General features: G+C 72.6%; 10 protein-coding genes. 5 read left to right on the top strand and 5 right to left on the bottom strand.

Annotation, left to right across the window (positions count from 1 at the left end):
* The first annotated feature begins 342 nt into the window (after window positions 1-342).
* Both B1H55_RS09520 and B1H55_RS09515 read left to right on the top strand, forming a co-directional pair.
* On the top strand, window positions 343-1,716 hold the full coding sequence (locus tag B1H55_RS09520) for a lipopolysaccharide biosynthesis protein (RefSeq protein ID WP_080461707.1): 1,374 nt from the start codon (window positions 343-345) through the stop codon (window positions 1,714-1,716).
* 27 nt (window positions 1,717-1,743) lie between these two features.
* Entirely contained in the window at window positions 1,744-2,526 is a 783-nt protein-coding gene (locus tag B1H55_RS09515) for a CDP-alcohol phosphatidyltransferase family protein (protein WP_077239788.1), read from the top strand.
* 101 nt (window positions 2,527-2,627) lie between these two features.
* Here B1H55_RS09515 and B1H55_RS09510 read toward each other — a convergent pair whose 3' ends face one another.
* The 3 genes from B1H55_RS09510 to B1H55_RS09500 all read right to left on the bottom strand — a co-directional run bounded on the left by B1H55_RS09510 (window position 2,628) and on the right by B1H55_RS09500 (window position 5,796).
* Window positions 2,628-3,764: a glycosyltransferase family 4 protein gene (locus tag B1H55_RS09510; protein WP_080461706.1), complete on the bottom strand. Its 1,137-nt coding sequence runs from the start codon at window positions 3,762-3,764 to the stop codon at window positions 2,628-2,630.
* Window positions 3,761-4,930: a DUF1972 domain-containing protein gene (locus tag B1H55_RS09505; protein WP_080461705.1), complete on the bottom strand. Its 1,170-nt coding sequence runs from the start codon at window positions 4,928-4,930 to the stop codon at window positions 3,761-3,763. The genes B1H55_RS09510 and B1H55_RS09505 overlap by 4 nt, the downstream gene beginning before the upstream one ends.
* A gap of 275 nt (window positions 4,931-5,205) precedes the next feature.
* The gene (locus B1H55_RS09500; RefSeq protein ID WP_077239789.1) at window positions 5,206-5,796 is read right to left on the bottom strand and encodes an LppP/LprE family lipoprotein; all 591 of its coding nucleotides are present in this window, start codon (window positions 5,794-5,796) and stop codon (window positions 5,206-5,208) included.
* Window positions 5,797-6,216: 420 nt separating this feature from the next.
* On the opposite strand from B1H55_RS09500, the gene B1H55_RS09495 reads away from it, so the two are divergent.
* Together B1H55_RS09495 and B1H55_RS12890 are read left to right on the top strand one after the other, a co-directional pair.
* Window positions 6,217-7,725 carry a WD40 repeat domain-containing protein gene (locus B1H55_RS09495; RefSeq protein ID WP_231952634.1) on the top strand — a complete coding sequence of 503 codons (1,509 nt, stop codon included), beginning with the start codon at window positions 6,217-6,219 and terminating at the stop codon, window positions 7,723-7,725.
* Entirely contained in the window at window positions 7,725-8,429 is a 705-nt protein-coding gene (locus B1H55_RS12890) for a hypothetical protein (protein WP_231952633.1), read from the top strand. Before B1H55_RS09495 ends, B1H55_RS12890 begins: the two co-directional genes overlap by 1 nt.
* Window positions 8,430-8,860: 431 nt before the next feature.
* Here the strand turns inward: B1H55_RS12890 and B1H55_RS09485 are convergent, their stop codons facing one another.
* Window positions 8,861-9,145: a transposase gene (locus B1H55_RS09485; protein WP_231953028.1), complete on the bottom strand. Its 285-nt coding sequence runs from the start codon at window positions 9,143-9,145 to the stop codon at window positions 8,861-8,863.
* A 267-nt stretch (window positions 9,146-9,412) separates the two neighbouring features.
* On the bottom strand, window positions 9,413-10,429 hold the full coding sequence (locus tag B1H55_RS09480; protein WP_077239792.1) for a glycosyltransferase family 2 protein: 1,017 nt from the start codon (window positions 10,427-10,429) through the stop codon (window positions 9,413-9,415).
* Between the two features lie 167 nt (window positions 10,430-10,596).
* Here B1H55_RS09480 and B1H55_RS09475 point away from each other — a divergent pair.
* Window positions 10,597-11,518, top strand: a 922-nt coding sequence (locus B1H55_RS09475; RefSeq protein WP_080461703.1) for a glycosyltransferase family 2 protein, incomplete at its 3' end; no start/stop codon positions are given.

The following is an 11,518-nucleotide window of genomic DNA, read 5'->3' as shown; positions in this document are numbered from 1 at the left end:
ACCTGTGCCCCATCGGCGGCGCGCGGCGGCGCGAGCCTGCGTGCGGGCCGGGAAAGAGGGGTGCGGCCTGCGTCGATGATCCGCCGGCGCGAGCGTTCGGGCCTCCTGGCGCAGGAAGGTCCAGACCTCTGGCCTGTGGGTTCGCGGCTGGGCGGTCCCAGTGTGAGATGCGCCGCCGCTACGGACCGCGGTGCCCAGGACCTGCGGAGGAGCGCCGTCGATCACGGAATGGCGCCAAAAGCCCAGGGCCCACCGGCCCGCGGGAAGACCGGCTGCTAGAGTCTGGCCGTTCCCACGGCGTCCCTGACGCTGGTCCCTGCCCTGTTGTAACGAGGTACCACTATGCCCGTCCAGCCCGCCCCCCGGAGATCCGGGCCATGGGCCTCGGTCGGCCGGACGGCCGGCGCGAAGATGGTCGTCATGGTCGTCGCAGGCGTCTTCGGCCTCATCAACACCCGGCTGATCCTCAGCCACTTCGGCCCCGACGCCTACGCCCAGTACGGTCTGCTGGCCACCTTCCCCACCCTCATGCCCTTCACCGACCTGGGCATCGGCGCGGTCATCCTCAACGTCGTCGCCGGCTCGACCGATCCCGCGCACGACTCCACGCTGCGCCGCACCCTGACCACCGCCATCCGCGTCCTGCTCGCCTCCACGGTGGTCATCTGCACCGCGGGCATCGTCATCCAGCTCCTGGGAGCCTGGCCCACCCTGCTCGGCGCCCGGCTCATGGACGGCGGCGGTGCCACCGCCACCATCTGCCTCCTCATCTACGCGCTCGCCCTGCCGCTGAGCGTGGGGCAGCGCATCGTCGTCGGGCTCGGCCGATCGGCCACCCAGGTCATCAGCTCCGGCGTCGTCTCCCCGGCGATGACGACCCTCCTGCTGCTGGCCATCGTCACCCGCATGGACTCGGGCAATGCCGTGTCCATCTACTCCTACCTGGCCAACACGCTGGTCTCGATCATCTGCATCATCGTGGCCTGGCGGGCCACCGGCCCCCTTCTGCGGCAGGCCGCGCGCGACGTGCCCCGGCTGCGCGAGGTCCCCGGCGTCAAGGTCATCAACACCGCCGGGCCCCAGCTCCTGCAGTCGCTCGTCCTGCCCATCGCCTTCCAGACCGACCGCATCCTCCTCAGCCATCTGGGCGCCTCCGACGCGCTCGCGCAGTACAACCTCGCCAGTACGCTCTTCAACCTGCTCACGCAGACCGTCGTCGCCGCCGGCGTGGCCATGTGGCCGGTGTTCGCCAGGGCCCGCTCGGCCGGGCGGATCGCCAGCCCCCTCAAGCCCGCGGGGGTCTTCGCCTGCGCCGCTGGGGCGATGTCCCTCGCCATGGCGCTGCTCGCCCCCTGGGCCGCGGGCATCCTGTCCGACGGCGCCATCCACCTGCCGACGCTGCTCATCGTGTCCTTCGCCGCGTCAGTCATCGTCGAGGCCGCCAAGTACCCGCTGGGCATGTACATGACGGACCCGCGAGGCCTGCGCTTCCAGGTGGTTCCCGTCCTCGTGCTCGTCCCCGTCAACTTCGCCCTTTCCTGGGTCCTCATCGCGCCCTTCGGCGCGGCCGGACCCGTCCTGGGCTCCGTCATCTCCGTGGTCATCTGCCAGTCCATCCCCTACCTCTGGTGGGTGCGACGCGACTTGGCGCGCCGTCGCCGGGTCGGCGAGGAGGGCGGAACGCCCGCCGACGACGCCCGGCCCACCCCTGCCTGATCCCCTACCCGCATAGTTGGAGACCTCATGAAACCCTCGAAGCCAGTGAGTCCCGGCCCATCCGGTGGCCCCGCCCCCGCCGACGGCGCGCGCCCCGGTATCGCCGAGTCGATCCGCGCGCTGTCGGCCGCGCAGAAGGCCAAGGCGGGCGCGCCCCTGTACTCGCGGCTCGTCAACCGCCCGCTGGGACGGGTGCTGGCCGCCGTCGCGCATCGCCTGGGCGCCACCCCGGACCAGGTGACCGTTCTGTCCGCGGCCTGCACCATGACAGGCATCGTCCTCATCGCGGCCCTGCCGCTGACCGTGGGTGCGGCGCTCGCGACGGCGGGCCTGCTCGTGCTCGGCTACGCGCTCGACTCCGCCGACGGACAGCTCGCCAGGCTGCGCCACGGCGGCTCGAAGGCGGGGGAGTGGCTCGACCACGTCGCCGACGCGATCAAGCTCTCCAGCCTCCACCTGGCCATCGCGATCTCACTGTTCCGCTTCGCCGACGTCGTCGGCTCCCGGCCCGCCCTGCTGCTGCTCCCGCTGGCCTACAGCGCCGTGCAGAACGTCCACTTCTTCACCTACATCCTCACCTACCAGCTGCGCCACAACGGCGGGACCCCGCTGGCCAAGGACGAGGGGCGCGAGGGGATGCTCAAGTCGATCCTGTCCGCGCCCACGGACTACGGGCTGCTGTGCATCGTGCTCGCGCTGCGCTGGGCGCCGACGCCGTTCCTCGCGATCTACGCCGTCATGCTCCTGGGCTCCGCCGGTTATCTCATCCTGGCCCTGCCCAAGTGGTACCGGGACATGCGCGCCCTCTGATAGCTGCCCCCTATCGCCGAGACCGGTCGAAAACGTCATCGAGACCGGCCCGCGGGCCGGTCTCGATGACGTTTTCGACCGGTCTCGGCGATAAGTAGGGGTTATTGGAGAAGGGATTCAACGGCGTCGACGATCTCGCTGCGGTAGCGGCCCACGGAGAAGCGCTCGGCGGCGTCCGCCCGCCCGGCCAGCGCCAGTTCGCGGGCCCGGGCGGGGTCGCGCTCGAGCTCGGCCAGCGCCGCCGCCAGGGCCTCCGGCGACTCCGGGTCGACGAGCAGCCCCGTCTCGCCGTCGCGCACCACCTCGGTGAGGCCCTGGACGCGCGAGGCCACGAGCGGGCGCCCCGCATGCAGGGCCTCGACGGCCGTGTTGCCGAAGGGCTCGGCCCGCGAGGGGACGATAACCGCATCAGCGTCGGCCAGGATCGGCCAGGTCGGGTTGACGTAGCCCAGCAGCTCGACGGCGCCGCCCAGGTCCGGCCGGCCGGTCCGCTCCCGCAGTTGCTCCTCGTACCACTCGTATCCGGGGAAGATGGACCCGGCCACCACGAGACGCGCGTCCACGCCCCGGGCGCGGAGCAGTCCGATGGCCTCCAAGGCGATGTCGATCCCCTTCCGGGGTGAGAGCCGGGCGATGAGGGCCACTCGGAAGGGGGCTCCCGCCGTTCGATCCCGCGGCCCCGGCAGGGGCCGCTCGGGACCGGGGACGCCGTTGTGGATCACTCTTGTGCGGTTCTTGAGCAGGGGCTGGGCGGACAGGAGGACGTCCCGGGCGGCCCCCGAGTTGGCGACGACGGCGCGCGCCGCCAGCAGCGGCGCGTTGAGACCGGCGCGGATGACCAGCGGCTGGGAGTCCTCCGCCTCGTGCACGTGGGCGATGGCCGGCACGCCGGCGAGCCGCGCGGCTGCCGGCCAGGTCGGGATCGTCACGGTGTTGGTCAGCACCGCCCGGGCCCCGGAGGACCGGATGATCCTCGCCAGGCGCAGCGCTTCCGGGCCCGCCCCCGCGCCGAGCCCCACGAGCCCGCGCGGGTTGAGCAGCGCCTTGCGCAGCACGGTGAAGGGGATGATGGCCACCGCGGCCCCGGCTCGGCGCAGCACCGGGACGAGCGGGCCGTCGGCGGGCAGCGCCACCTTGACCACGTGGCCGGCGCCGATGAGCGCGTGGATGGTCTCGACCAGCTGGAGGTCGGAGCCGTACAGGTCGGGGGAGGGGTGGGCGACGAGGATCGTGCTCATGCGGGGAAGGCCCCCGTCCTGCGCCCCGAGGGGCGGTGGCGCACCGGGCCGCCGACGGCCAGGCGGCGGCACAGCGCCTCGTAGGAGTCGGCGACGGCGTCCCAGTCGTAGCGCTCGGCCCGCTCCCGGGACAGCTCGCCGCGCGCCGCCGTGCCGGCCGGATCGGACTCGGCGGACTCGATGAGGGCGCGGACGTCGTCGGCGGTGGTCCAGTAGCGGCCGGCGGGCCCGAGCACCTCCCGGTTGAAGGAGACGTCGAAGGCGTCGACGGCGGCCCCCGCCCCGATCGCGCGCAGCAGCGAGGGGTTGGTGCCCCCCACGGAGTGCCCGTGGAGGTAGACGGCGGCCCCGCCGTAAAGCTGGTCGAGGAGCTCCTGGTCCCACAGGCCCCCGAGGAGTCGGACGCGGTCATCGGCCAGGGAATGGATCCGCTCGGTGTACTCGTTGGCGTAGGGCGCCGAGCCGACGACGACGAGCGGGTGCTCGGCGCTGGACGCCGCATAGCCCTCCACCGCGACATCCACGTGGTTCTCCACCTCGAAGCGGGCGACCACCAGGTGGAAGCGGCCGGCCTCGAGGCCCAGCTCGGCCAGGCGGTCGGTGCCGGCGTGGATGCGCGGGGCGCCGTAGGCGATGAGGTCGGTGGGGGCGCGGAACTCGGTGTCGTAGTAGTCGGCGATGCCCTGGGCGTCGGCGATGAGCGCGTCGGAGTAGCGCACGGCCAGGGCCTCGGCCGCCCGGTAGTAGCGCTTGCCGGTGGGGCCCCACTTCCCGCGCTGCCACTCCAGGCCGTCCACATGCGTGGCCACGGGGATGCGGGCGGCGCGCAGGGCGGGCAGGAAGGGGGAATTGGCGGCGTTGAAGACGATGGCGGCATCGGGGTGCACGCGGCGCAGGAGGTGGGCGGTGCTCAGCGCCGTGTGGGAGAGGGTCTCGAGGCTGCGCTTGCGCATGGCGGGCAGCTCCACGAGCCTCATGCCGAGGTACCTCTCGGGCAGGGGCGTGCCGGGCTCGGGGTTGCGGCAGTAGACGAGGATCTTGTGCCCCTTGGCGGCCAGGCGCCTGCCGACCTCCTCGACGGCGGTCTCGAAGCCCCCGTACCGGGCGGGCACCCCTCGGGTGCCGATCATCGCGATGCGCAGTCGATCGGGGGAGGAAGTGGTCACATTAGGGCCTTTCAAGCGGGGCGCGGGCCCGGGGGAGTGCCGGTGCGCCGGAGGGGCGGGGGATGGCCGGGCGCGCTGAACGGGGCGGCTCCGGCGGGCGACGGCGCGGGGCCGTCGCGCGGGAACCCCGCCATGGTACCGAGCCCGGGAGCTCGGCGGTGCGCCGGAGGGGCGCGGGGCGCCGGCTCGGGGGAGCGGCCTCAGGATCCGCGCGGGTGACGGATGCCGGAAGCGGGTCGCGCGGCGCCCATCCCGCCGACCCGGGCGGCGGCCGCTCAGCCGGCGCTCGGCGGCCACTCGCCGCTGTGAGTCACGCTGCCCGAGGCGTCATCCCAGGTGAAGGTGGACACGGAGCGGCCGCTCGCGTCGGCGTTGGACTCCCCGTCCTTCGGCCAGGTGTACGTGACCTGGATCGTCGCGTCGTCGATCCGCTCCACGGCGGGCTCGAAGCCGTAGGACTCCGAGGACGCCGTCCCGATGTACTCGCCGTGGTGGAAGAGCATGATCTGGTACGGCGACGACGCGGTGGCGCCGTAGATCGGCAGCGTCACCCAGGACAACGGCGCGCAGCGGTCGTAGGTGGACAGATCGGCCTCGCCGGGGCTCCAGTTCATCCCTGCCGGGGGCGCCGGGACCTCGGTGAGGGAGCCGGCGACGGCGGTCGCGCCCTCCATGGCCGCGCACTGCCCGGTGGAGGCCTCCGACGGCTCCGCACCGGCGTCGGCGGGGCTCGCCGCGGCCGTCGTGCTGCCAGCGGTCGGCTCCGGGGCGGGCGCGGCGGGCTCGCTCCCGCAGGCGGTCAGGCCGAGCGCCAGCAGGAGGGCGCCGACGGCGGGAATGGTGGGCATCGCGGACGGACGGGCCATGATGACTCCTCAGCTGACTCCGGTCGAGTGTGTTGCTTCTCACCAGGCTATCGGATGACCGTCGGCTCGCAACAGGCCCTTCTGGGACTCGCATGCCGTGTCGGGGGAGGTCGATATGGGATTCGAGCGCGCCAGAGGTCGGATCGCCCCGTCGAGCCTGGGGCAATGCGCGCCTGGCGTGGTGCGATGCCCGGAGCGCTCTCGGGGGATCCGGGTAGACGAAGGTCGCAATCTTGGCAGAATCCCCAGGCGACCTTTGTTACCTGAAAGTTATCTGAGTGTTAAGGTCGGATCCGGCGCCTGGCCCCATCCGAGCTCCCACGGCGATGCTCGGCGCCCTTGCCAGAAGCTGTCCCTGTATCCCCAAGCATTGAACGGAATACCTCTATGCGTCTACGTTGCCACGCCCGAAGGCTCGCCATGGCCGCTGGGCTCCCCCTCGCCCTGGCGGCGCTGCCCGTCCTCCCCTTCACGAGTCCGGCCGCCCACGCGGCCGATGCCCAGGGCGCCGCGGGCGAGGTCACGATCGCCTCCCCGAAGCCCCTCCCGACGGCCCAGATCAACGGTGTCGTGTGGGACCAGGAGATCGTCGGCAACACGGTCTACGCCGTCGGCGAGTTCTCCAGCGCGCGCCCCGCAGGCTCCTCGCAGGGCGAGAACGAGACCCCGCGCTCCAACGCGATGGCCTACGACATCACCACCGGCGCCCTCCTCGACTGGGCGCCCACCACCAACGGCGTCATCTACTCCATCGACGCCTCGAAGGACGGCAAGACCCTCTACCTCGGCGGCAACTTCACCCGCCTCAACGACGAGAGCACCTTCCGCCTCGGTGCCGTCAGCGCCTCCGACGGCAAGCGCGTGAGCCTCGGCATCTCCCCCAACACCGAGGTCCGCGACGTCGAAGTCTCCCCGGACGGTGCCACCCTCTACTTCTCCGGCGCCTTCACCCAGGTCAACAACCAGGCCCGCTACCGCGTGGCCGCCGTCAGCCTGCCCACCCTGTCCCTGACCAACTTCTCCCCCCGGGTGGGCCGCGGCCTCGTCCGCACCGTCACCGTCGCCTCCGATGGGACCCAGGTGGCCATCGGCGGCTCCTTCAGCACTGTCGGGGGCTCCTCCAACCCCGGCCTGGCGATCATCGGCAGCGACGGCGCCGTCAAGTCGACCAACATCAACTCGGTCGTCCGCAACTCCGGCACCTACGCAGCGATCTTCTCCCTGAAGTCGGACGGTCAGGGCCTCTACGGCGTCGCCTACTCCCAGGAGGGCACCTTCGAGGGCATGTTCCGCGCCAACTGGGCCACCGGCGACCTCGACTACATGGCCGACTGCCACGGCGACACCTACGACGTCTTCCCCGCCGGCGGCGTTGCCTACATCGCGGGCCACCCGCACGACTGCTCCAACATCGGCGGCTTCTCTGACACCTCGCCGAAGACCTATTACAACGCCCTGGCCTACGTCAACGGACGCACCGGCACGGTGCAGCGGAACCACGCCAGCGGCTACACCAACTACTCCGGCCAGCCCGCCACCACGGCGCTTCAGAGCTTCCGCCCCGACTTCATCGTCGGCAGCTACACCGGCATGAACCAGGCTACCTGGACCGTCGAGGGCAACGACAAGTACGTCGTCTACGGCGGCGAGTTCATCGGTGTCAACAAGAAGGGCCAGCAGGGCCTCGTCCGCTTCGCCATCGACTCCAAGGAGGTCCCGCCGCAGGGCGAGGGCGACGACAACGGCGGCCAGGACAATGGTTGGAACAACAACGACTGGTGGAACAATGGCGGCGGCAATGGCCGTGACGACGACGATGACGACCAGGACAACGGCAACGATGGCTGGAACAACTGGGGCTGGAACAACGGCGGCCGCAACGACCGCTGGAACAACTGGGGCTGGAACGGCGGCTGGGGATGGCGCTGATGATGCGCCACCACCCGAGGCGCGTGGGGACGGGCGCGGTGCGTAGCGCGGCGCGCCCGGCCCTCGCCCTCCCCGTGGCGCTGGCGCTGGCGCTCGGGGCCTGCTCCAGCGACGAGGCCCCCGACTCGGCGTCCAGCGCCGCGCCGACCGTCGACGCCACCGCCGGCACGGCGGCCCCGGCCAGTAGCGCCGCCCCCTCGGCGACGGGTGAGCCGTTGCCGACCGGCTCCGAGGCGCCGTCGGCGCAGGCCGCCACGCCGGAGCAATCCGCACCGGATGCCACGGCCCTCAGCCAGGGCGACATCTCAGCCGACGAACTCCCTCCCGTCGCCCCCGACCAGACGAGCACCGTGGACGGCGCCGCCATCGCGCTGGGCACCATGCGCTCCGAGGACCTCCAGGCCGGCCCCGGGGAGACGGGCGGTCCCGGCGTGGTGATCCCGGTGACGATCACCAACAACACCGGATCGGACCTGTCGCTGTCGGGCCTCGTGGTCACCGTGACCTACGGCGCCGACAAGTCCCCGGCGGCGGAGCTGGTCAGCGCCTACGGCGAGGTGCCCGACTCCGTCGCCCCGGGGGAGACGCAGACCCTGGAGAAGGCCTTCACGATCCCGGCCTCCGGGCGGGGGCAGGTGCACGTCGTCGTCGACCTCGGCGCCGATCACGCGGCCGCCACCTTCGACGGTGCGGCCCCCAGCTGAGCCCGAGCCGCCGCCCATCCTCACCTCCCGCCCGCCGAGAGCCCCATGGCCCGGCGGGCGGGACTCGTATCAGCGCCGCTTCGCGGACGCGCTCGGGGGTTGTGAACGTGCCTGGGGGTTGCGAACGCGCTTGGGGGTTGTGAACGTGCCCCCGGGGCACGTCCACAACCCCCGAGCACGTCCACAACCTCGGGGGACGTCGGGCACGTCGACGAGCACGGGGCCCGATTTGCGCCCTCACCCCGGCCTCGCCGTCTCAGCTCCGCTTTACCGTCTCACCCCCGCTTTACCGTCTCGGCCCGGCCTTGCGCCCTCATCCTCGCAGTTTGAGGGCGCAAGGCCGGGCCGAGACGGTATCTGCGGGCCAAGACGGTTCGCGCGGGGTCGGACTCCTCCCACTCCTCCTAGATGATTGATTCCAGGGGGTGCGGTTAGTGGTCGTAGGCGGTGAGGCTGCGTAGGACGGGTGCTCCGATGCGGTCGCCCGGCCATATGGTGGTGGTCAGGGCGAGGATGCGTTGGGTGATGCGTGCGGTGACGCCGGTGGGGGTGCGCCCGCCGTGGCGCTCCAAGCCGAGCTGGTCCTTGAGGGTGTCGAAGACGGACTCGATCCTCTGGCGCAGGGGGCGTAGGAGGTTGGCGCCTGGTCGGGGTGCCTCGTTGCGTGCGGCGGGACGCACGACGGTGATGCCGGCCTGGTTGAGGTCGGCCTCCAGGAGTGCGCTGCGGTAGCCCTTGTCGGCAATGATCGTGTGGTCGGGGCGATGCCCGTGCGCGGGCGGGCGGGGGCGATCTCGGGATGGGCCTTCAACAGGTCATCAGCGGTGACGTACAGTGCGGTGGCGAGGGTCTCCAGATCGGTGTCCATGACGAGTCCGCCTTCCAACAGGGCTCGGAACTGGTACTTAGCAGCACCGTTCCTGCGAGACCCTCGCCCACGCCCGGGACTGCCACGCCGCCACACACCCCTTGGAATCAATCATCTAGCGCAGGATCGGCTCGTCCTGGGGAGGCAGCAGCCCCCGGGCGGCCCGGCGCGCGAGGCGCAGACCGTCCAGGGTTGCGCGCAGCGCCGTCGCCACGGGCCTGGGTGAGCGCAGCAACTGGCGCTTCCCCCCGCGCAGGACGATCTCGCGAGCCGCGCCCGGCGCGGTCGCCCGCCATCGACGGCGGCCCCGGGCGTCCAGGTGCAGGCCCGCGTACAGGAGCCGGTTGCGCGCGTTGTAGTAGTAGTACGTGTCGGACTTCGCCTCCTGCCCCGCTGAGGAGCCGTGGGTGCCTCCCTCGTCGTGAACGGCCGCGGCCCGGCGCTCCAGGACCAGGCTCCCTCCGGCGGCGAGCACCCGCGCGGAGAAGTCCACGTCCTCCCAGTACAGGAAGTAGCGGGCATCGAATCCCCCGATCCGCTGGTACAGGGACGCCGAGAGCGCCAGGCACGCCCCGCTCAGCCAGGGCGCGGTGCCGCCGGGCGGGATCGGCCGCCGCGAGCGGCGCGAGCGCATCGAGCCGTCCGCCAGGCAGACCACGTGGCCATCGGAGACGATCGCGCCGCCCGAGTCCCGGATGACCGGCCCCACGAGCGCCAGGGGATCGGCCTGCGCGTCCCGCGCCAAGGCCACCAGGGAGTCCCGCTCGATGACGGCGTCCGGGTTGAGCAGGACGAGGACCTCTGCGCCGTCGGCGATCGCCCGGGCGGCTCCCAGGTTCATCCCGCCGCCGAAGCCCGTGTTCGCCTCCGGGCACTCCAGCGCCCAGCCGCGCGCCCGGGCCAGGGTGCGGGCGCGCTCGCGGGCGGCGGGGGAGGAGAGGTTGTCGACGACGACGACCCGCGCCTCGGGGGATCGCCTGGCCACCTCGGCGAGGTTGCGCGCCAGGAGTTCGGCGGAGTCGTAGTTGACGACGATGATCGCGGTGCGCGCGAGCAGCTCGGCGGCCTCGGCGCCGGTGGGGGGCTCGCCGGACTCGCCGGGGGAGAAGAGATCGGGGGGGAAGTCGGGCATGGGATTCTCTCAGGTCCTCATCGATGGGTGCCGCGCCGTCCTCCCCCGGGCGCGCCGTCATCCCGGGCGCCCGCGGGCGGGGCCCGTGCGCCTGCATAGTAGCGTTGTCCCAACCCCATCCCCTCCCATCGACGCCCTGTCCGTCGACCCGCCCTCCAGGAGGACGCATGAGCCAGTCTTCGCCGCCCGCGCCGGTCCCACCGGCACTGCCGCCATCGGTCTCACTGGTCGTTGCCGTGACCACCTACCGGCGCAATGACTGGCTCGCCGAGCTCCTGCCCCAGCTCGTGGACCAGGCCCGTGCCGCCCGCGCGGATGAGGGGGCCGGCGTCGGGCGGGCGCGCGTCGTGGTGGTCGACAACGACCCGGATGCGGGTGCGCGCGAGGTCGTCGAGGCGGTCCGGGCCGCCAGCGCCGACGAGCCCGAGGCGGCTGAGATCGGTCCCCATTACGCCCACGAGCCCGTCCCCGGGATCACCGCCGCCCGCAACCGCGCTCTCGACGAGGCCGCCGCCGCCCGCCTCCTGGTGTTCATCGACGACGACGAGCTCACCCGCTCCGGCTGGCTCACCTCCCTCGTGCGCGCCTGGCGCGCCCACGGCTGCGCGGCCGTGTCCGGGCCCTGGTACCCGCGCTTCGAGTCCGAGCCCGGCGCATGGGTGCGGGGCTCGGGCGTCTTCGGCGCGGTCACTGCCGCAGATGGGGCCGTGATGACGAAGGCCGGCACGGGCAACCTCCTGCTCGACCTCGACGTCGTGCGGGGCCTCGGCCTGCGCTTCGACGCGCGCTACGGGCTCAGCGGGGGCGAGGACTCCGCGTTCCTCGGGGCGCTGCGGCAGGGCGGCGGCGTCATCCGCTTCGCCGCCGGAGCCGCCCTGGACGAACGGGTGCCGGCCTCCCGGGCCACGCGCCCGTGGGTGCTGCGCCGCTGCCTGCGCTCGGGGGCCACCTGGGCGGCAGTGCGCGTCGAGGCCGCCTCGGGCGCGGCGGGCCTGGGCATGCGCGCCCGCTACGCGGCCAAGGGCGCGCTGCGGGCCGGGCGCGACGGCGCCCTGGCACTGGTCAGCGCCGCCCGCCGGGACGAGGCGA

The sequence above is a fragment of the Actinomyces denticolens genome (assembly GCF_002072185.1).
Classification (GTDB): domain Bacteria; phylum Actinomycetota; class Actinomycetes; order Actinomycetales; family Actinomycetaceae; genus Actinomyces; species Actinomyces denticolens.
Note: the sequence above shows the minus strand (reverse complement) of the source record. Positions and strands in the feature narration are given on the sequence as shown.

Coding starts and splice junctions, on each gene's coding strand:
- B1H55_RS09520 (WP_080461707.1), top strand. CDS start 343: ATGCCCGTCCAGCCCGCCCCCCGGAGATCCGGGCCATGGGCCTCGGTC.
- B1H55_RS09515 (WP_077239788.1), top strand. CDS start 1,744: ATGAAACCCTCGAAGCCAGTGAGTCCCGGCCCATCCGGTGGCCCCGCC.
- B1H55_RS09510 (WP_080461706.1), bottom strand. CDS start 3,764: ATGAGCACGATCCTCGTCGCCCACCCCTCCCCCGACCTGTACGGCTCC.
- B1H55_RS09500 (WP_077239789.1), bottom strand. CDS start 5,796: ATGGCCCGTCCGTCCGCGATGCCCACCATTCCCGCCGTCGGCGCCCTC.
- B1H55_RS09495 (WP_231952634.1), top strand. CDS start 6,217: ATGGCCGCTGGGCTCCCCCTCGCCCTGGCGGCGCTGCCCGTCCTCCCC.
- B1H55_RS12890 (WP_231952633.1), top strand. CDS start 7,725: ATGATGCGCCACCACCCGAGGCGCGTGGGGACGGGCGCGGTGCGTAGC.
- B1H55_RS09480 (WP_077239792.1), bottom strand. CDS start 10,429: ATGCCCGACTTCCCCCCCGATCTCTTCTCCCCCGGCGAGTCCGGCGAG.